21 protein-coding genes are annotated in these 19,672 nt (G+C 69.0%); 14 read left to right on the top strand and 7 right to left on the bottom strand.

Annotated elements, in window-relative coordinates:
* The first annotated feature begins 2 nt into the window (after positions 1 to 2).
* From GGR16_RS17405 to cobF, 7 genes are all read left to right on the top strand, one after another.
* Positions 3 to 1,073: a 3-carboxy-cis,cis-muconate cycloisomerase gene (locus GGR16_RS17405; RefSeq protein ID WP_183317425.1), complete on the top strand. Its 1,071-nt coding sequence runs from the start codon at positions 3 to 5 to the stop codon at positions 1,071 to 1,073.
* A gap of 48 nt (positions 1,074 to 1,121) precedes the next feature.
* Positions 1,122 to 2,567, top strand: a complete 1,446-nt coding sequence (locus GGR16_RS17400) for an aldehyde dehydrogenase (protein ID WP_183317424.1) — start codon at positions 1,122 to 1,124, stop codon at positions 2,565 to 2,567.
* Positions 2,568 to 2,670: 103 nt separating this feature from the next.
* Positions 2,671 to 3,714 (top strand): TRAP transporter substrate-binding protein, encoded by a 1,044-nt coding sequence (locus tag GGR16_RS17395; RefSeq protein WP_019400282.1) that lies wholly within the window; start codon positions 2,671 to 2,673, stop codon positions 3,712 to 3,714.
* On the top strand, positions 3,714 to 4,220 hold the full coding sequence (locus GGR16_RS17390; RefSeq protein WP_019400281.1) for a TRAP transporter small permease: 507 nt from the start codon (positions 3,714 to 3,716) through the stop codon (positions 4,218 to 4,220). The genes GGR16_RS17395 and GGR16_RS17390 overlap by 1 nt, the downstream gene beginning before the upstream one ends.
* A 4-nt stretch (positions 4,221 to 4,224) precedes the next feature.
* Complete coding sequence (locus GGR16_RS17385; protein ID WP_183317423.1) at positions 4,225 to 5,583, top strand: TRAP transporter large permease; 1,359 nt, start codon at positions 4,225 to 4,227, stop codon at positions 5,581 to 5,583.
* Between the two features lie 3 nt (positions 5,584 to 5,586).
* Complete coding sequence (locus tag GGR16_RS17380; protein WP_183317422.1) at positions 5,587 to 7,281, top strand: thiamine pyrophosphate-requiring protein; 1,695 nt, start codon at positions 5,587 to 5,589, stop codon at positions 7,279 to 7,281.
* Between the two features lie 125 nt (positions 7,282 to 7,406).
* A complete protein-coding gene (gene cobF / locus GGR16_RS17375; RefSeq protein WP_183317421.1) occupies positions 7,407 to 8,162 on the top strand; it encodes a precorrin-6A synthase (deacetylating) in 756 nt (251 codons plus the stop codon).
* Between the two features lie 24 nt (positions 8,163 to 8,186).
* Here cobF and GGR16_RS17370 read toward each other — a convergent pair whose 3' ends face one another.
* Entirely contained in the window at positions 8,187 to 8,618 is a 432-nt protein-coding gene (locus GGR16_RS17370) for an OsmC family protein (RefSeq protein ID WP_183317420.1), read from the bottom strand.
* A 244-nt stretch (positions 8,619 to 8,862) separates the two neighbouring features.
* Here GGR16_RS17370 and GGR16_RS17365 point away from each other — a divergent pair, with 244 nt between their 5' ends.
* From GGR16_RS17365 to GGR16_RS17350, 4 genes are read left to right on the top strand one after another with little or no spacing between them, the layout of a single operon-like run.
* Entirely contained in the window at positions 8,863 to 9,282 is a 420-nt protein-coding gene (locus GGR16_RS17365) for a VOC family protein (RefSeq protein WP_246373150.1), read from the top strand.
* Between the two features lie 40 nt (positions 9,283 to 9,322).
* The gene (locus GGR16_RS17360) at positions 9,323 to 9,727 is read left to right on the top strand and encodes a VOC family protein (RefSeq protein WP_019400275.1); all 405 of its coding nucleotides are present in this window, start codon (positions 9,323 to 9,325) and stop codon (positions 9,725 to 9,727) included.
* Between the two features lie 10 nt (positions 9,728 to 9,737).
* Positions 9,738 to 10,664: a VOC family protein gene (locus GGR16_RS17355; RefSeq protein WP_019400274.1), complete on the top strand. Its 927-nt coding sequence runs from the start codon at positions 9,738 to 9,740 to the stop codon at positions 10,662 to 10,664.
* A 19-nt stretch (positions 10,665 to 10,683) separates the two neighbouring features.
* Complete coding sequence (locus GGR16_RS17350) at positions 10,684 to 11,127, top strand: hypothetical protein (protein ID WP_183317419.1); 444 nt, start codon at positions 10,684 to 10,686, stop codon at positions 11,125 to 11,127.
* Between the two features lie 81 nt (positions 11,128 to 11,208).
* Here GGR16_RS17350 and GGR16_RS17345 read toward each other — a convergent pair whose 3' ends face one another.
* Genes GGR16_RS17345 through GGR16_RS17320 form a run of 6 tightly spaced genes read right to left on the bottom strand, consistent with a single transcriptional unit; the run spans position 11,209 to position 16,473 of the window.
* Entirely contained in the window at positions 11,209 to 12,213 is a 1,005-nt protein-coding gene (locus tag GGR16_RS17345) for a succinylglutamate desuccinylase/aspartoacylase family protein (RefSeq protein WP_183317418.1), read from the bottom strand.
* A gap of 23 nt (positions 12,214 to 12,236) precedes the next feature.
* Positions 12,237 to 13,007, bottom strand: a complete 771-nt coding sequence (locus GGR16_RS17340; RefSeq protein ID WP_281380637.1) for an amino acid ABC transporter ATP-binding protein — start codon at positions 13,005 to 13,007, stop codon at positions 12,237 to 12,239.
* 9 nt (positions 13,008 to 13,016) lie between these two features.
* A complete protein-coding gene (gene ehuD / locus GGR16_RS17335; RefSeq protein ID WP_183317416.1) occupies positions 13,017 to 13,676 on the bottom strand; it encodes an ectoine/hydroxyectoine ABC transporter permease subunit EhuD in 660 nt (219 codons plus the stop codon).
* A complete protein-coding gene (locus GGR16_RS17330) occupies positions 13,666 to 14,325 on the bottom strand; it encodes an amino acid ABC transporter permease (protein WP_019400269.1) in 660 nt (219 codons plus the stop codon). The genes ehuD and GGR16_RS17330 overlap by 11 nt, the downstream gene beginning before the upstream one ends.
* 31 nt (positions 14,326 to 14,356) lie before the next feature.
* On the bottom strand, positions 14,357 to 15,238 hold the full coding sequence (gene ehuB / locus GGR16_RS17325; protein ID WP_183317415.1) for an ectoine/hydroxyectoine ABC transporter substrate-binding protein EhuB: 882 nt from the start codon (positions 15,236 to 15,238) through the stop codon (positions 14,357 to 14,359).
* Positions 15,239 to 15,273: 35 nt separating this feature from the next.
* Positions 15,274 to 16,473, bottom strand: a complete 1,200-nt coding sequence (locus GGR16_RS17320) for a trans-sulfuration enzyme family protein (RefSeq protein WP_183317414.1) — start codon at positions 16,471 to 16,473, stop codon at positions 15,274 to 15,276.
* A gap of 106 nt (positions 16,474 to 16,579) precedes the next feature.
* Here GGR16_RS17320 and GGR16_RS17315 point away from each other — a divergent pair, with 106 nt between their 5' ends.
* From GGR16_RS17315 to fghA, 3 genes are read left to right on the top strand one after another with little or no spacing between them, the layout of a single operon-like run.
* The gene (locus GGR16_RS17315; protein WP_183317413.1) at positions 16,580 to 17,536 is read left to right on the top strand and encodes a LysR substrate-binding domain-containing protein; all 957 of its coding nucleotides are present in this window, start codon (positions 16,580 to 16,582) and stop codon (positions 17,534 to 17,536) included.
* A 59-nt stretch (positions 17,537 to 17,595) separates the two neighbouring features.
* A complete protein-coding gene (locus GGR16_RS17310; protein WP_183317532.1) occupies positions 17,596 to 18,708 on the top strand; it encodes an S-(hydroxymethyl)glutathione dehydrogenase/class III alcohol dehydrogenase in 1,113 nt (370 codons plus the stop codon).
* 10 nt (positions 18,709 to 18,718) lie between these two features.
* Positions 18,719 to 19,564: an S-formylglutathione hydrolase gene (gene fghA, locus GGR16_RS17305; RefSeq protein WP_183317412.1), complete on the top strand. Its 846-nt coding sequence runs from the start codon at positions 18,719 to 18,721 to the stop codon at positions 19,562 to 19,564.
* Positions 19,565 to 19,672: the final 108 nt, after the last annotated feature.

Genomic DNA, 19,672 nt, shown 5'->3' with positions numbered 1-19,672 from the left:
GCATGAGCGCTTCGCCCTTCGACCATCCGTTTCTCTCCGGCCTCCTCGGCGATGAGGAGACGAGGGGGCTCATGGGGCTGGAGGCGGAGCTTGCGGCGATGCTGCGCTTCGAGGCTGCGCTGGCGCGGGCCGAGGCCGAGGAGGGCGTCGTTCCCGCAGCCGCCGCGGCGGCGATCGAGGATTTGTGTGGCGCCTTCCGCCCCGACATGGCGGCGCTCAACCTGGGGGCGGCGCGCGACGGCGTCGTCGTGCCGGATCTCGTGCGCCAGCTACGCGCCGGCCTCGCGGAGCCGCACAGGGCGCATCTGCATTTCGGCGCCACCAGCCAGGATGTCGTCGACACCGCTCTCGTGCTGCGCCTGAAGGAGCTCGCAGCCAGGTTCGACGCACGGCTGACAGAGCTCGACACGGCGCTCGCCTGGCTGGAGCGGGATTTCGGCGGCAAGGCGCTGATGGGCCGCACGCGCATGCAGGACGCCCTGCCGATCACGGCGGGCGACCGCATCGCCGCATGGCGGCAGCCGCTCGCGCGCCACCGCGCCCGGCTCGCCGAACTGGCGCCGCGGCTGTTCGTCCTGCAGTTCGGCGGCGCCGTCGGCACCCTCGACAAGCTGGGTGATCAAGGGCCGGCTGTCGCGCGGCGCCTTGCCGGGCTGCTCGATCTCGCCGCGCCCCAGCGCCCCTGGCACACCGCGCGCGACGGCATCGTCGAGTTCGGCGGCTGGCTCGCCCTCGTCACCGGCAGCCTCGGCAAGATGGGGCAGGACATCGCGCTCATGGCGCAGAATGCCCTCGGCGACATTCGCCTCGCGGGCGGCGGCGGCTCGTCCGCCATGCCGCACAAGGAAAATCCCGTCGGCGCCGAGGTTCTCGTCGCGCTCGCGCGCTACAACGCCGCCCTCGCGGGGGCTCTCTCGGGCGCGATGGTGCACGAGCAGGAGCGCTCCGGCGCCGCCTGGACGCTCGAATGGCTCGTGCTGCCGCAGATGCTCGCGGCAACCGGGGCCGCGCTCGCGACAGCGGGGCGGCTCGTCGGGCAGATCCGCTCCATCGGGGCGCAAGAAGGCGGCTAGCCCGGCCGCGCATGGCGGCCGGCGGGAAGGAACGAACGAGGATTTGCGATGGACATCTCTTTGCTGATCGACGGCGAGGCCTGCGGGGCGACGGGCGGGGCGACCTTCGAGCGCCGCGATCCCGTCACCGGCGAGGTGGCGACGCGCGCGCCCGCTGCCCGCAAGGACGATGCCGTGGCCGCCGTCGCTGCCGCGGAACGTGCCTTTCCTGCCTGGTCGCAGACGGGCCCTGCCGAGCGGCGGGCGCTGCTCGCCAGGGCGGCCGATGCCATGGAGGCGCGCGCCGCGGACTTCACGCGCGCCATGATGGAGGAGACGGGCGCGACGGCCGGCTGGTCCGGCTTCAACGTGCATCTCGCCGCCGGCATGCTGCGCGAGGCGGCGGCGATGACGACGCAGGTCGCCGGCGAGGTGATCCCCGCCAACAAGCCCGGCACGCTCGCCATGGCGGTACGCCAGCCGCGCGGCGTCTGCCTCGGCATCGCGCCGTGGAATGCGCCGGTTATCCTCGGCACGCGCGCCGTCGCCATGGCGCTCGCCTGCGGCAACACGGTGGTCCTCAAAGCCTCCGAGATGTGCCCGGCGACGCACCGGCTCATCGGCGAGGTCTTCGCCGACGCCGGCTTCCCCAAGGGCGTCGTCAATGTCGTCACCAATGCGCCGGACGATGCGGCCGAGGTGGTGGCGGCGCTCATCGCCCATCCGGCGGTGCGGCACGTCAACTTCACCGGCTCGACCAAGATCGGCAAGGTCATCGCACGGCTCGCGGCCGAGGAGCTGAAGCCCGTCCTGCTCGAGCTGGGCGGTAAGGCGCCGCTCATCGTCTTGGACGATGCTGACATCGACGCCGCCGTCAACGCGGCGATCTTCGGCGCCTTCATGCACCAGGGCCAGATCTGCATGTCGACCGAGCGCATCATCGTCGACAAGAGCATTGCGGATGTCTTCGCCGAGAAGTTCGCGGCCCGGGCCGCGGCGCTGCCGGCGGGCGATCCGCGTGGTCAGGTGGTCATCGGCTCGCTCGTCAGCCGCGAGGCGGCGGAGAAGATGGACGCGCTCATCGCCGACGCCGTCGCCAAAGGCGCCAAAGTCGTCGCCGGCGGCAAGCGCGAGGGCACCATCGTCGCAGCGACCGTGCTCGACAACGTGACGCGCGAGATGCGCGTCTACGGCGAAGAATCCTTCGGCCCCGTCAAGCCGGTCATCCGGGTCGACGGCGAGGAGGAGGCCGTGCGGGTGGCGAACGACACGGAATACGGCCTGTCCTCGGCCGTCTTCAGCCGCGACATCCGCCGCGCGCTCAAGGTGGCCGGGCGCATCCAGTCCGGCATCTGCCACATCAACGGGCCGACGGTGGCGGACGAGCCGCAGATGCCCTTCGGCGGCGTCAAGGCGAGCGGCTACGGCCGCTTCGGCGGCCATGCGGCGATCGCGGAGTTCACGGACCTGCGGTGGGTGACCATCGAAGATCCCGGTCAGCACTATCCCTTCTGAACGGGGAGAGCTTTCACGAGAATTGGGGCGGCGAGAACAACAACAACCGGCCGCCCCGCCCGGTTTCCCACGAGGGTGGGCGACCAGCTCAGGGAGGAGAACGATGAAACGGAACTGGATCGGTCAGGCAGTCCTCGGCCTTGCACTCGCCGGCCTTGCGGCGACGGGCGCGGCCGCGCAGGAATTCACCTTCAAGCTGCATCATTTCCTCGGCCAGCAGGCGCCGGCGCAGACGGACATGCTGGAGCCGTGGGCGCGGCAGGTGGAGCAGAACTCCGGCGGCCGGGTGAAGATCGAGATCTTCCCCAACATGACGCTGGGCGGGCGCCCGCCCGAGCTCATCCAGCAGGCGCGTGACGGCGTCGTCGACCTCGTCTGGACGTTGAACGGCTACACGCCGGGTCTCTTCCCGCGCACCGAGGTGTTCGAGCTGCCCTTCGTTTTCGTCAACGATCCGAAGGCGGCGAACCTCGCCATGCGCGAGATGTTCGAGAGCGACCTCAAGGAGGAGTACAAGGGCGTCGAGGTGATGTTCCTGCATGCCCATGCGGGTCAGGCCATCCAGACGCGCGACAAGCTGGTGCGCCAGCCGTCGGACCTCAAGGGCCTCAAGATGCGCATCCCGACGCGCACCGGCGCCTGGGTCATCGAGGCGCTCGGCGCCGCCCCGGCGGCGATGCCGGTGCCGGAGCTGCCGCAGGCGCTGCAGAAGGGCGTCGTCGACGGCGCCTTCATTCCGTGGGAGATCATCCCGGCGCTGAAGATCCAGGACCAGACCAAGTACCAGATCGAGGGCCATGACCAGACGCGCTTCGGCACCAGCATCTTCCAGGTGTCGATGAACAAGGCGCGCTGGGACGCCTTGCCGCCGGAGATCCAGAAGGCCTTCCGTGACGCCTCGGACGAGGCCTGGCTCGCCAAGGCCGGGGACACGTGGCGTGCGATCGACGAGCGCGGCATCAAGGTCGCCGTCGCCGCCGGCAACGAGCACATCACGCTGACGCCCGAGGAGACCAACGCCTTCCAGGCCGCGCTCGAGCCCGTGGTCTACCGCTGGATCGGCGAGGTGAAGGGCCAGGGCATCGATGGCGAGGCGCTCGTCAAGAAGGCACGCGAGCTCATCGCCAAGCACGGCGGCAGCAACTGATGTCCATGCAGGTCAAGGAGGAGGGGGGCGGCCGCTTCGGCCCCCTCCACACCCTCATCACCGTCTGGGCGCTCGCCGGCGGCGCCCTCATCGCCCTCGTCGTGGTGGTCAACGTGCTGTCGGTCGCCGGCAGCGCCCTCTGGCGCCCCTTCCCGGGCGATTTCGAGATCACGGAGATGGGGGTCGCGGTTGCGGCCTCGATGTTCCTGCCCTATTGCCAGCTCAACCACTGCAACGTGACGGCCGACATCTTCACCGCCGGCCTGCCGCCGCGCTGGGTGGCGGCGCTCTCGGCGCTCGCTTCGCTCGTCGCGCTCGGCTTCAGCCTGCTGCTGCTGACCCGCATGTATGCCGGCATGCTGGACCAGAAGGCCTACAGCTACACCACCGCGATCCTGCAGCTGCCGCACTGGATGGCCTATGCGGTCTTCCTCGTCTCGCTGTTCCTCCTCGCCATTGCCGCGGTCATGACGTTCCTCGGGAACGTCCGGGACGCCAGGGCCTGACCGCATGACGCAACCGCTCCTCATCGGCCTTGCCGGCCTCGGCGTCCTCGTCTTCCTCATCGCGATCAGGATGCCCATCGCCTATGCCATGATCCTCGTCGGCGGCGTGGGCGTGACGCTCCTCAACGGCCCGGCGATCTTCATGAGCCAGCTGAAGACGCTCGCCTACGGCCAGTTCTCCGTCTACGACCTTTCGGTCGTGCCCATGTTCGTGCTGATGGGCGCGCTCGCGACGCGAGCGGGCCTCAGCCAGGACCTCTTCCGGGCGGCGAACGCATGGCTCGGCTGGCTGCGCGGCGGCACGGCCATGGCGGCGATCGCGGCCTGCGCCGGCTTCGGCTCCGTCTGCGGCTCCTCGCTCGCCACCGCCTCGACCATGGGGCGCGTCGCGCTGCCGGAGCTGGCGCGCTACCGCTATTCGGGGGCGCTCGCCACCGGCACGCTCGCCGCCGGCGGCGTGCTCGGCATCCTCATCCCGCCCTCCGTCGTCCTCGTCATCTATGCCGTCATCGTCGAGGCCAACATCGTCACGATGTTCATGGCCGCCCTGCTGCCGGGCCTCATCGCCGTCGTCTTCTTCATCCTGACGATCGCGATCTACGTCCTCGTGCGGCCGGACGCCGGCCCCCGCGGCAGCGCCGGAGAGCGGGCCGAGTTCATCGCGGCGACGAAGGGCATCGTGCCCGTCCTCGTCATCTTCGGCCTCGTCATCGGCGGCATCTATGCCGGGCTCTACAATCCGACCCCGGCGGCTGCCGTGGGCGTCTTCCTCGTCGCCGTCTTCGGGATCTTCCGCGGCAAGCTCGACCGGGCGGGCGTGAAGGGATCGCTCCTCGAGACAGCCGGCACCACGGGCATGATCTACCTCATCCTGCTCGGCGCGGAGATGCTCAAGATCTTCATGTCCCGGGCCGGCGTGCCGCAGGCGACGGCGGAGTGGATGGCTCATTCCGGCCTCGCGCCGATGACCGTCCTCCTGCTCCTGCTGCTCGCGCTCGTCGTCCTCGGCTGCTTGATGGACAGCCTGTCGATGATCCTGCTCGTCATCCCGTTCTTCTGGCCGGTCCTCGTCGAGGTGAACGGCGGCCTCTACCAGACGGCGGACGCGGCCGGCTTCGGCATGAGCACCGAGGATCTCAAGATCTGGTTCGGCATCCTCGCCCTCATCGTCGTCGAACTCGGGCTCATCACGCCGCCCGTGGGCATGAACGTCTTCGTCATCTCCTCGATGGCGAAGGACACGCCGATGAGCGAGACCTTCAAGGGCGTCATGCCCTTCTTCGCGGCGGAGCTGGTGCGCGTCGCCCTGCTCGTCGCCTTCCCCATGATAACGCTCTGGCTGCCGAAAGTGCTGGGAGGCTAGACCATGGACACGATGACCGCCGGCGGCGCCATCTTCACGCGTCTCAAGGCGCTCGGCGTCGACTATGTCTTCGCCAATTCCGGCACCGATTTCCCGCCCGTGATCGAGGGGCTGGCCGAGGCGGCGGCGAAGGAGATCCCGCTGCCGCGCGCGCTCGTCATCCCGCACGAGCACGCGGCCATGGGCATGGCGCACGGCTATTACCTCATGAGCGGGCGCAGCCAGGCCGTGATGCTGCACACCAACGTCGGCCTGTCGAACGGCGCGACCGGCGCCATCAACGCGGCCTGCGAGCACGTGCCGATGCTGCTGATGTCCGGCCGCACGCCGGTGACGGAGGAGAAGCGCTTCGGCGCCCGCACGGTGCCCATCGCCTGGGGGCAGGAGATGCGCGACCAGACGGCCCTGGTGCGCGAGGCCTGCAAGTGGGACTACGAGCTCAAGTTTCCGGAGCAGGTCGGCGGCCTCCTCGACCGGGCCTGGGCCATCGCCAATTCGACGCCGAAGGGACCCGTCTATCTGTCGCTGCCGCGCGAGACCCTGTGCGAGGCGACGCCGCGCGAGGGGCTGGAGGGCCTGCCGAGCCTGAGCCCCGTTGCCGTCGCGCCCGATGCCGCGGCCCTGGCCGAGGCCGCGCGCCTCCTCGCCGGGGCCGAGCGGCCGCTCGTCATCGCCCAGCGCGGGGCGGGCGATGCGGCGAGCTTTACCGCCTTCGGCCGCTGGGCCGAGGCATGGGGCATCGCCGTCTGCTCCTGGTGGGCGACGCATCTCGCCATCTCCACGGACCATCCCTGCCACGTCGGCGCCGATCCCGGTCCGTGGCTCGCGGAGGCCGACGTCGTCCTCGTGCTCGACTGCCTCGCCCCGTGGTGGCCGGACAGGCACGCGCTGCGCCCCGACGCGCGGGTCATCCACATGGGGCCAGACCCGCTGTTCAGTCGCTTCCCGGTGCGCAACTTCCGCTGCGATGTCGCCGTCGCCGGCGAGAGCGCCGTGACGGTGCCGGCGCTCATCGATGCGATGGCCGGTCTTGCCCGCGACGAGGCGGCCATCGCCGCAAGGCGGGCCCGGCTCGCCGAGGCTTCGGAGGCAACGCGCCGGGCGGCGCGCGAGAAGGCGGCGGACGTGCGCCGCGGCATCACCAAGGCCTATGTCAGCCTGTGTCTCGGCGAGGCGCTCGATGGGCTGGAGGCGAGCGTCTTCTCCGAGCTCGGCACCCAGCTCGGCACCCTCAAGCGGAGCGAATATCGCTCGTGGTTCCAGGAGCCGCATTCCGGCGGGCTCGGCTGGAGCTTTCCCTGCGCCCTCGGCGCCCAGCTGGCGGAGCCCGACCGGATTTGCGTCGCGACCATGGGCGACGGCTCCTACATGTTCGCCAACCCGACGGTCTGCCACCAGATCGCGGAGGCGCTCGCCCTGCCGGTGCTGGTGATCGTGCTCAACAACGAGGAATGGGGCGCCGTGCGCGCCTCCGTCGCCGGGCTCTATCCGGGCGGCCATGCGGCCCGGGCAAACGAGATGCCGCTGACGGCGCTGAAGCCGTCGCCCGACTTCACCCAGACCGCCGCCGCGAGCCGTGCCTGGAGCCGGCGCGTCACCGACCCGGCAGAGGTGCCCGCGGCCATTGCCGCGGCGCTCACCGCGGTGCGCGAGGAACGGCGCCAGGCGCTCCTCGACATCCGGGTGCTGCCGGATTGAGCGGGTTCCTCCTTTCCGGTATCCCTCCCGGAAAGGAACGCTGATGCGGAACGGGACCACATCGTCGGTTGCGGTGCCCGCATCCTCGACCCGTTCAACCCGTTCATCGGTGACGAAAGCCATTCATGCAGCGCAACATCCTCGTCATCGGCATCGGCGCCGGCAACCCGGAGCATATGACCGTTGAGGCCATCAAGGCGCTCAATCGGGCGGACGTGGTCTTCATTCCCGAGAAGGGCGCGGAGAAGGAGGAGCTCGCGGCTTTGCGGCGCGGGATCTGCGACCGCTTCATCGAGCGGGCGGGCGTGCGCCGCGTTTCCTTTGCTGTACCGCAGCGCGATGCCTCCGGCGGCTACCGCAGCGGCGTCGAGGACTGGCACGAGGCCATCGCCGGGATCTACGAGGCGCTCATCCGTGATGCGCTCAACGAGGCCCGCACCGGCGCCTTCCTCGTCTGGGGCGACCCGTCGCTCTACGACAGCACCCTGCGCATCCTCGAGCGGGTCGAAGCGCGCGGGGCGTTGACGCTCGCCATCGAGGTGATCCCCGGCATCACCAGCATCCAGGCTCTCGCCGCGAGCCACCGCGTCGTCCTCAACGACATCGGCAAGCCGGTGACCGTCACCACGGGCCGGCGCCTCGGCGAGGATTTCGACGGGGAGGGCACGACCGTCGTGATGCTCGACGGCGGCACTGCCTTCGCCGGGCTCGATCCCGACACGCACATCTGGTGGGGCGCCTATCTCGGCACGCCGGACGAGATCGTCATCGCCGGCCGTCTCGGCGACGTCGGTGAGGAGATCGCCCGCACCAAGCAGGCGGCGCGGGCGAGGAAGGGGTGGATCATGGACACCTACCTCCTGAAGAAGGAGGAGAGGTGAGGGGCCTAGCCTCCTGATCCCGGATCAGCCCTCGAGGGTTGCGTCGAGGGTGATCTCGGCCTTCAACAGCTTGGAGACCGGGCAGTTGGCCTTGGCCTTGGCGGCGAGCTCCTGGAACTTCGCGTCGTCCGCGCCCGGGATGCGGGCTTTCAGCGTCAGGTGCACGGCCGGAATGGAGAAGCCGCCGTCTGCCTGCTCCAGCGTGACCTTCGCCGTCGTCTCCATGCGCTCGGCCGTGAGGCCCGCCTCGCCCAGGATGAGGGACAGCGCCATCGTGAAGCAGCCCGCATGGGCCGCGCCGATGAGCTCCTCCGGATTCGAGCCCGCCACGCCCTCGAAGCGGCTCGAGAAGCCGTAGGGGTAATCCTTCAGGGCGCCGCTCTGCGTGGAGAGGGCGCCGCGGCCGTCCTTGAGGCCTCCCGACCAGACAGCCGATCCCGTACGATTGATCTTCATGCCTCGCTCCTGTGCTGGATCCGAGCCGGATGGCCCAGGCCTCATGTTAGGCGCTCATTTCGGACAATTATCTGACGGGCACCCGCGCTCCGGCTCTCGCGTTGACAATCTCGAGAAGCGTTGATATCAACCTTTTTTATGCGAGGTTGCTCGGATGCGCCGGCAGGCGGCTGGCGAGGAGGCCCTGTCGCCGAAGCAGCGGCGCGGCCGCGGGCGGCTCTCTTCTCCCTTCCGGAGGCCAATCATGAGTGGAATGTGTCCCGTCGTCCATTTCGAGATGCCCTACGATGACCGCGAGCGCATGGCGGCGTTCTACCGCTCGGCCTTCGACTGGCAGACCGAGATGCTAGGCCCGGAGATGGGCCATTATGTCCTTGCATCGACGACCGAAACGGATCCCGAAACATGCGCTCCGGTCAAGCCGGGCATGATCAATGGCGGCTTCTACGGGCGTAATCCCGAGTGGCCGGCGCAATATCCGTCCGTCGTCGTCGCGGTCGAGGATATCCGGGCGGCGATGCGCAAGGTGACGGAGGCGGGCGGGGAGGTGCTCGGCGAGCCGATGGCGATCCCCGGCGTCGGCGAATACGTCTCCTTCTACGATACGGAAGGAAACCGCGTCAGCATGCTCCAGCCCGAGCCGCGTGCCGGCCAGCCGGCCTGAGCCGGCTCGAAACGCCCTTCAATCCCGATCGGAGCCACCCATGGCCAACGCGATCTTCGTCAATATGGCGGTCTCGGACCTGAAGCGCTCGATGCGCTTCTTCGAGGCGCTCGGCTATTCCTTCAACCAGCGCTTCACCAATGACGAGGCGGCGGCGCTCGTCATCTCCGACACCATCTTCGCCATGCTGCACACGCCGGGCAGCCTGCGCCGCTTCACCAAGAAGGACATCGCGGATGCGACCCGCACGACCGAGGTGCTGCTGGCGTTGCAGCTCGACAGCAAGGAGGCCGTCAACGCCATGATGGACAAGGTGCTCGCGGCCGGCGGCAAGGAAGCGCGCGAGCCGGGCGATCACGGCTTCATGTTCGAGCGCAGCTTCGAGGATCCGGACGGCCACATCTGGGAGCTGTTCTGGATGGATCCGTCGGCGATGCCCGCCTGAGGAGGAGACGATGACCCACCATCCGCCCATCATTCCCTGCCTGTGGTTCGACCATCAGGGCGAGGAGGCGGCGGCGCTCTATGCGTCGCTCCTGCCCGATTCCGCCACGGGCACGGTCACGCGCTACGGCAAGGCCGGCCAGGAGGTGCACGGCCGCGAGGTAGGCTCGGTGATGACGGTGGAGTTCCGCCTTGCCGGGCGCGACTTCCTCGCTCTCAACGGCGGCCCGCTTTTCAAGTTCACGCCGGCCGTGTCGCTCTTCGTGCACTGCGGCTCAGAAGCCGATGTCGACAGGCTCTGGAACCGGCTTGCCGAGGGCGGCAACGTGCTGATGCCGCTCGATCGCTACGACTGGAGCGACAGATTTGGCTGGCTGAGCGACCGCTTCGGCCTGTCCTGGCAGATCATGCTCGACCGTTCGCCGCGCACCGCCATCGAGATCACGCCGTCGCTCCTGTTCACCGGGAATGTGGCCGGGAAGGCCGAGGAGGCGATGCGCGCCTATACGAGCCTCTTCCCCGCGGCCGAGATCGCGGATCTGCACCGCTACGGACCGGGCGAGAACGATCGCGAGGGCAACGTGAAATACGCGCGCTTCGCGCTGGCCGGCCAGAGCTTCAGCGCCATGGACAGCAGCATGCCGCACGGCTTCGGCTTCACCGAGGCCTTCTCCTTCCAGGTGCTGTGCGACAGCCAGCGCGAGGTCGACCATTACTGGGAGGGGCTCGGTGCGGGCGGCGACGCCACGGCGCAGGAATGCGGCTGGCTGAAGGACCGGTTCGGCCTTTCCTGGCAGATCGTGCCGGCCGTGTTGCCGAAGATGCTCTCCGGCCCCGACCGGGAAGGCGCCGAGAGGGTCATGGACGCCCTCTTGAAGATGAAGAAGCTCGACATCGCAGCGCTCGAAGCCGCTCACGCGGGCCGGGCCTCATCCTGACAGACGAAAGGGAAAAGAGATGGTTTCGATATCTGCGACCGACCGGCCGCCGCACTGGTACTGGCTGGTTGCCGGCCTTGCCCTCCTGTGGATGCTCTTCGGCGCCATGGCCTGGACCGTCGACCTGATGACCGATGAGGCCACCGTCGCCGGGATGAGCGAGGCGCAGCGCCAGCTCTACGCCGCGCGGCCGCAGTGGCTCTTCGCCGTCTACGGCCTCGCCATCCTCAGCGGGCTTGCCGGCGCGCTCGGGCTCGTCCTGCGCAAAGGCTGGGCGGTGCCGGCTTTCGCCGTGTCGCTCGCCGCCATCGTCCTGCAGTTCGGCTACACCTTCCTCGTCATGGACGCGATCGGCCTTCTCGGCTTCGTGGCCTTGCCGTTTCCCCTGCTCATCTTCGCCATCGGCGTCTTCCTCCTATGGTTCGCCGCCGAGGCGAGGAAGCGCGGCTGGATCGCGCGGTGATGCAGCCGCACGAGAGGTCGGGCGGCTGAACGATGCCCGGCCTCGTCGAGGCTGTCCAATGAGCGTCGAGACGGTCCTCGCTCAGCAGTCGTCCATCAGATTGAACAGGCAATCGCCGCGCGCCGTCAGGGTGGGGAAGCGCCGGCAGCTCACCATGCCGCTCGCGGGGAAGGTGAGCGTCACCGGTTCGCGCATGGGGCTGTCGGGGAAGAAGATGCGGCCCGCCTCCTGCCCGGCGGTGACGCGCGCGCCGACCGCAACGGAGGGCTGGAACAGCCCGCTCTCCGGGGCATAGACCGCGGCGGCGCGGCCGAGGGAACGCATGAGGCGGGTGCCGCTCGGGCCGGTCTCGGCCATGCCGGGCACGATGCCGTAATGGGCGAGGACGCGGCGCAGCCCGGTCTCGGCGACGGCCAGGCCGTCGGGCGACAATGTCGCGCCGCCGCCGAGCTCGGTCGTCAGGGCCGGGATGCCCCGCTCGGCCGCGCGCGCATAGAGCGTCGTCGCGCCGCCACCGCCGCTGCCGTCGGTCAGCACGCTGACTGGTGCGCCGAAGGCCTCGATCAGTTCCCTGACGTGCGCGGCATGCTCCGGCGTGCGGCCCGGATGGGCGAGGGCGAGCGGCAGATAGTCCAGCGAGCGCCCGCCGGAATGCAGGTCGATGACGGCATCGGCCATCGGGAAGAGGACGCTGTCGACGTAATGCGCGAGCATCTGCGTCGGCGAGCCGGCCGCCCGACCGGGGAAGAGGCGGTTGAGATTGCCGTCGTCGAGCGGCGACACCCGCCGTCCGGCCATGACGGCCGGGAAATTGAGCGCTGGCGCCACGATGACCCGGCCGTTGACGCGTTCCGCCGCCAGTTCCTGCACGAGGCGGATCAGCGCGATCTGGCCTTCGTATTCGTCGCCGTGGGTGCCGGCGGTCAGGAGCAGGGTGGGGCCCGTGCCGTTCCTGATCACGATGAGCGGGATCGGGATCCAGCCGTAGGCGGAAAGGTCCGAGGAGTGGGGCAGGCGCAGGTAGTCCACCTGCTTGCCGTCACGCTCGAAATCGACGGCGGACCAGATCATGCTCGGCTGCGACATGCCATGCTTCCAGTTTGGCCAGGCTAGAGGATCTGGCTGAGAAAGAGGCGGGCCCGGTCTGTCTTCGGCGCGTCGAAGAACGTGGCCGGCGGCGCTTCCTCGACGATGCAACCGCCGTCCATGAAGACGATGCGATCGGCCACCTTGCGGGCGAAGCCCATCTCGTGCGTGACGCAGAGCATGGTCATGCCGTCCTCGGCGAGCCGCGTCATGACCTCGAGCACCTCCTTGATCATCTCCGGGTCGAGCGCGGAGGTCGGCTCGTCGAACAGCATCACCTTCGGGTTCATACACAAGGCGCGGGCGATGGCCACCCGCTGCTGCTGGCCGCCGGAAAGCTGGCTCGGGTACTTGTCCGCCTTCTCCGGGATGCGCACGCGCTCGAGATAATGCCGGGCGACCGCCTCGGCTTCGCGGCGCGCCATGCCGCGGGCACGGGTCAGCGCAAGGGTGCAGTTGCGCAGCACGGTGAGGTGCGGAAAGAGGTTGAAGTGCTGGAACACCATGCCGACGTCGCGGCGGATCTCGTGCATGTCCCGCACCTTCGGCCCGACCTCGCGGCTGTTGACCATGATGCGGCCGCGCTCGTGCTGCTCCAATTGGTTGATGCAGCGGATGAGCGTCGACTTGCCGGAGCCGGAGGGGCCGCAGATGACGACCTGCTCGCCGGCCCGCACGCTGAGGCCGATATCCTTGAGTACGTGGAAGGAGCCGTACCACTTGTCGAGACCGGTGATCTCGACCGCGATGTCCGTCTGTGCGGCGCCGGCCGCCTGGGGTGAGGTCATGTCCATTGGATCGATCTAGCGCTTCGCCGAGGCGAGAAGCCGCTGCTCCAGCAGGCGCACGAACTGGGCGATCGTGACGGCGAGGATGAGGAAGAGGATGCCGACGATCACCATCGGCTCGGCATAGCGGAAGGTGTCGGAGGCAACCTCCATCGCTGCCCCCAGCATCTCCGGCACCGCGATGACGGCGAGATAGGGCGTCGCCTTCAGCAGGGAGACGAAATAGTTGCCCATGGGCGCCGCAACGTTGCGCAGCATCTGCGGCGCCACCACGAAGACGATGGCGTCAATCCGGGTGAGGCCGAGCGCCTTGGCGGCCTCGAATTGCCCCGAGGGGATGGAATCGATCCCGGCCTTGAACACCTCGGCGAGGTAGCCGCTGTAGTAGACGCTGAGCGCGAGCACCCCGACGACGAGGGCGGGCATCGTCACGCCGTAGAACGGCAGGACGAAATAGAGGAAATAGATCTGCACCAGCACCGGCGTCGAGCGGATGAAGTCGATGACGAAGCGCATCAGGTAGCCCATCGGCTTGCCCGTGCGGCGCAGGATCTCCAGGAGGAAGCCGAGCAGGGCGGCGCCGAAGCAGCTGACGATCGCGACCGCGATGGTCATGCCCATCGCCGCGAGGATCGTCGGCACGATGGAGAGCGCGAAGGAGAAGTCAAAGGTCACGCTGTCCCCTCCCTTCGATGCTGACGCGCTTCTCGACCCAGCGCCCGAAGATGGTCGCCGGGTAGCAGACGAGGAAATAGGCGACGAGGAGCGCCGTATAGGTGCCGACCGGGTTGTACTGGAGCTGCGAGATCTCCTTCGCGCGGAAGGTCATGTCCGTCAGCGTGATCAGCGAGACGAGGGCGGTGCCCTTGATGAGCTGGATGAACTGGTTGATGAAGGTCGGCGTCATGGCCTTGAAGGCCTGCGGCAGCTCGATCAGCGCGAGGATCTGCAGCCGCCGCAGCCCGAGCGCCCGCCCGGCCTCAACCTGGCCCGGATCGAGCGCCTGCAGCGCGGCACGGACCGACTGGCTGCCGTAGCCGCCGATGTTGAGGCCGAGCGCCATCGCCCCGACCGTGATGCCGGACAGCGTGATGCCGAAGCTTGGCAGCGAATAGTAGAAGACGAAGAGGAGGATGATGACCGGCGACGAGCGCCAGAACTCGATGATCGAGGTGACGACGACACGCGCCGGCCCTGCCGTGAAATGCTGCAGGATGCCGAAGACGAGCGCGAAGGGCACGGCATAGAGCATGCCGTAGAAGGTGATCGTCGCCGTGACGCCGAACCCTTCGAAGATGCCTGCCAGAATGGCGAGAAAGCTCACGGCCGGGACCCCCGCGATCGTCGCTCGCCGCTCATTCGGCGGCGCAGATGGCGGCCGTCGTCAGATCGGGCGCGTTCTCGGCATCGGAGAAGCCGTAGCGTTCCATGATCGTCTTCACCGTCCCGTCCGCCATCAGCTTCTTGAGCTCGGCGTTGTAGGCGTCGCGCAGGGCCGTATCGTTCGGGCGGAAGGCGATGGCCGTGTACATGGCGGCCGGGCGTCCGTCCTTGACGAGGCCGGTGAAGGGCGTCGCGCGCTCGAGGCCCTTCACATTGGGGTCCTGGAGAAGCGACACGACCGTCGGCGCCGAGATGGTCGCCGCATCCGCACGCCCCGCGAGCACGGCCGAGACGAGCGCCTGCGTCTCCTGCAGCTGCAGGATCTGGCCTTCCGGCACGCCCGCGTCGATGGCGTTGCGCGTGTTGAGGGTGCCGCGCCCGCCCGCGAGCTTGATGTCGGGATTGGCGGCGATATCCGCATAGCTGTGGATCTTGCGCGGGTTGCCTTCCTTCACCAGCAGCCCGTCGCCGACGGACAGGTCCGGCTCGCTGAAGATGACCTGCTCGCAGCGCTTCGGCGTGATGGCGATGCCGGAGGCGATCATGTCGAAGCGGTTGGCGTTGAGGCCCGGGATCAGGGCGCCGAATTCCGCGATGACGAATTCGATGTCCTTGACGCCCAGGCGCTCGAAGGCGGCGCGCACGATGTCGGGATGGTAGCCGGTCGCCTTGCCGTCCTCGCCGCGGAAGCCCCAGGGCGAGCGGTTGTGGATGCCGATGGTGAGCTTGCCGGAGGAGAGGCGCTCGGCGAGCGCCTCGTCGGCCGCCGCCGCAGGCGGCGTGCCGAGGGTCGCGGCCGCGAGGCCGGCAAGAAGCCCGGCGGCAAGTGCAAGGCGTCGGGAAATCGTCGTCATGTCCTGTCCCCTCTTTGTTGTGACGCGCGGCCGCGTCAGATCGTGCCGGTCGCGCGGCTCGTCGTATCGAGACCGGCGCCGAGATGGTTCAGAAAGCGGTCGATGTCGGCGGCAAGATCCGCCGGGTCTTCGAGGCCGATGCTGACGCGCAGCACGAGGTCGTCGCCCGCCCAGGGCCGCGCCGTGCGGAAGCGGCGCACGGGCATGGGCGCCATCAGGCTGCGGGTGCCGCCCCAGGACGCGCCGATGGCGAAGGTCTCCAGCGTGTCGAGCGCCCCGGCGACATGCGGCACGGCCTGCGGTTGGAAGACGACGCTGAACACACTGCTCGCGCCGGTGAAATCCCGCCGCCAGAGCGCATGGCCGGGACTGTCCGGCCGCGGCGGATAGAGAACCTGCGCGACGGCGGGGTCGGCGGCGAAGCGCTCCACAATGTCGGCCGCGACGCGGCTCGCATGGGCGAGGCGTACGGGCATGGTCTCCATGCCGCGCAGCACGAGCGAGCAATCGTCGGGCGAGACGCCGATGCCGTAGCGGCCGAGCGTGGCGCGGACGGCGCGCGCGTGCTCCGCGTCCGCCAGGGTGATCGAGCCCATGAGCACGTCCGAGTGGCCGGAGAAGAACTTGGTCAGCGCCTCGACGGCGATATCGGCGCCATGGGTCAGCGGCTTGAAATTGAGCGGGCTCGCCCAGGTGTTGTCGCAGCCGACGAGGGCGCCCGCGCGGTGGGCGGCGGCGGCGATCGCCGGCAGGTCCTGCACCTCCATGGTGGTGGAGCCGGGCGATTCCACCCACACGAGGCGCGTGCGCTCGTCGAGCAGGCGCTCGACCTCGGCGAGCGAGGTGGGATCGTAGAAGACGGCCTCGATGCCGAGCTTCGCGAGGTCCCGCCCGGCGAAGTCGCGCACCGGTGGATAGGCGGTGTCGGCGATCAGGACGCGATCGCCCGCGGCAAGGAAGGTCAGCATGGCGAGCGTGATCGCCGCCTGCCCGGAAGGCACGAGGAGCGTGCGTGCGCCGCCGTGCAGGGCTGTGATGCGGCGCTCCAGCGCCCGTGTCGTCGGCGTGCCGGCGAGGCCGTAGGTGTAGCCCTCGTCGCCGCGTTGCTGGCGCGTGGCATAGGCCTCGGCGTCAGGGAAGACGATGGTGGACGCGCGATAGACCGGCATGGCGAAGCTCGCGAAGCCGTCGGTGCTCACCGCGGGCGTCGTCACACATTGCGTCCAGTCGTTCATGGGATGCGTCCTCTCCATGAGGAGGGTTGCACCACAGCGGGCGTTATGCTGTCCAATATTAATATCGAGCTATTCTATTCCTGTAGGTTATAAGGATGCCGGACCCATGAACCAGCGGCAGGTCGAGGTCTTCCATGCCGTCATGACCAACGGCACTACCTCACGCGCCGCGGAGGTGCTGCGCATCTCGCAGCCGGCGGTGAGCAAGGCGGTGCAGGAGCTGGAGCGCTCGGTCGGCTTCCAGCTCTTCGACCGCGCGAGCGGGCGCATGGTGCCGACGGCGGAGGCGCAGCTGCTGCACCGGGAGGTCGAGGCCTCCTTCATCTCCATGCAGAACCTGCGCAGCGCGGCTGCCCGCATCCGCGACTTCGGCTCGGGCAAGATCCGCATCGCGTCCCTGTCCGCGCTCAGCACCAATATCGTCCCGAGGGCACTCTTCGCCTTCCAGCAGAAGCATCCGAACGTCGCCATCACCTTCCAGGCGCGCATGTCCTCGATCGTGAAGGACCTCGTGGCCTCGGGCCAGTTCGACGTCGGGCTCGCCGCCGACGAGATCGACGTGACCGGCGTGGTGGCGACGCCCTTCGCCACCCACAGGGCGGCGATTGCGGTCGCCGCCGGCCACCCGCTGGCGGAGCTGCCGGTGGTGCGGCCGGCCGATCTCGACGGCCTTCCCTTCATCGCCCTTGCGCCGGAGGACACGACGCGGCGGGAGGCGGACATCATCTTCGCCCGCGAGGGCGTCAAGCCGCGCACGGTGATCGAGACGCCGTACTCGACCACCGTCTGCGCCATGGTGGAGGCGGGGCTCGGCTGCGGCCTGGTCAACCCGCTCACGGCCGCGCCCTACCTCGGCAGCCGACTGATCCTCAAGCCGTTCGAGCCGGCCATCCACTTCCGCACCTTGCTCCTGCTGCCGCCCGGTCGCCCGCCCTCGCGCATCGTCGACGACTTCATCGCCGCGCTCAGGACCGTGATCGCGGCGCGGGAGGACAGCCCGCCCGATGCCGGTGGGAGGGGAGGCCGTTCCGGGGTGTCCCCGGCACGCCATCATCGTGCATAGTGTCGGCGATTCCCCGGCGGCCCGGCTGCCGGCTTGGCGAGACTGGAGGACAGGGCATGATCGAGACGCGCGCCGCGGTGGCCTGGGGGGCGGGCAAGCCGCTCACCATCGAGACGGTCAGGATCGAGGGGCCGAAGGCGGGCGAGGTGCTGGTCGAGGTGATGGCGACGGGGGTCTGCCACACCGATGCCTATACGCTGTCGGGGCTCGATTCCGAGGGCAAGTTCCCGGCGATCCTCGGCCACGAGGGGGCGGGCATCGTGCGCGAGGTCGGCGCCGGCGTCACGACGCTCAAGCCCGGCGATCACGTCATCCCGCTCTACACGCCCGAGTGCCGCAACTGCAAATCCTGCCTCTCGCGGCGCACGAACCTGTGCACGGCGATCCGCGCCACCCAGGGCCAGGGCGTGATGCCGGACGGCACCAGCCGCTTCCGCTGCGACGGCGAGACCGTCTTCCACTACATGGGCTGCTCGACCTTCGCGAATTTCACGGTGCTGCCGGAGATCGCGCTCGCCAAGGTGCGCGAGGACGCGCCCTTCGACAAGATCTGCTACATCGGCTGCGGCGTCACCACCGGCATCGGCGCGGTCATCTACACCGCCAAGGTGTGGCCGGGGGCCAATGTCGTCGTCTTCGGCCTCGGCGGCATCGGTCTCAACGTCATCCAGGGCGCGCGGATGGTGGGTGCCGACAGGATCATCGGCGTCGACATCAACCCCGCCAAGGAGGCGATGGCGCGGAAGTTCGGCATGACCGACTTCGTCAACCCCAAGGAGATCGGCAACGACAAGGTGGTGCAGGCGATCGTCGACCTCACCGGCGGCGGGGCGGACTTCTCCTTCGACGCCACCGGCAATGTCGACGTGATGCGTCAGGCGCTGGAGTGCTGCCACCGCGGCTGGGGCGAGTCGATCATCATCGGCGTCGCCGAAGCCGGCCGGGAGATCGCGACGCGGCCCTTCCAGCTCGTCACGGGGCGGGTGTGGAAGGGCACGGCCTTCGGCGGCGCGCGTGGGCGCACGGACGTGCCGAAGATCGTCGACTGGTACATGGAGGGCAAGATCAACATCGACGATCTCATCACCCACACCATGCCGCTCGACGAGATCAACACGGCCTTCGACCTGATGCACGAGGGCAAGTCGATCCGCTCCGTCGTCATCTACTGACGAGGCGCCGATGTCCTTCGAGATCCTCAGCCGCTCCCGCGCCTTCGGCGGCACCCAGCTCGTCTGCCGGCACGCCTCGCGCGAGACCGGCACCGCGATGCGCTTTGCCGCCTTCGTGCCGCCGCAGGCCGAGGGCGGGCGCAAGGTGCCTGTCGTGTGGTTCCTCTCCGGCCTCACCTGCACGGAGGAGAACTTCACGGTGAAGGCCGGCGCCCAGCGCATTGCCGCCGAGCTCGGCCTCATGCTGGTCGCGCCGGACACGAGCCCGCGCGGGGAGGGTGTGCCGGACGATGCCGAAGGCGCCTATGACTTCGGCCTCGGGGCCGGCTTCTATGTCGATGCGACGGAGGCGCCGTGGGCGCGCCATTACCGGATGAAGAGCTATGTCGAGGCGGAGCTGCCCGCGCTCGTCGCGCAGGAACTGCCGGCTGACATGGACCGGCAGGGCATCACCGGCCATTCGATGGGCGGGCACGGGGCGCTCACCATCGCCCTGCGCGCGCCGGAGCGCTTCCGGGCCGTCTCGGCCTTCGCGCCCATCGTCTCGCCCATGACCTGCCCATGGGGCGAGAAGGCGCTTGCGGGCTATCTCGGGCCGGACCGCGCGGCGTGGCGCGCCTATGACGCCTGCGCGCTCATCGAGGACGGAGCACGGCTGCCGGAACTCCTCGTCGATCAGGGCACCGCCGACACCTTCCTCACGCGCGAGCTGAAGCCGGAGCTGCTGGAAGAGGCATGCCGCAAGGCCGGCATCGCGCTGACCCTGCGCCGCCAGGAAGGCTACGACCACTCCTATTTCTTCATCGCCACCTTCATCGAGGACCACCTGCGCTGGCACGCGGCGCGGCTCGGCTGAGGCAGTCGTCGCGGCGACGGCGCGCGTGTTGCAGTCCGAATGCAAAGGTCACACGTGCGAATCGTGTCGGGCGCGTCCTGGCACGGCGCTGCCGGCCGGCTAAATTGG

The sequence above is a fragment of the Chelatococcus caeni genome (assembly GCF_014196925.1).
GTDB classification, from domain to species: domain Bacteria; phylum Pseudomonadota; class Alphaproteobacteria; order Rhizobiales; family Beijerinckiaceae; genus Chelatococcus_A; species Chelatococcus_A caeni.
Note: the sequence above shows the minus strand (reverse complement) of the source record. Positions and strands in the feature narration are given on the sequence as shown.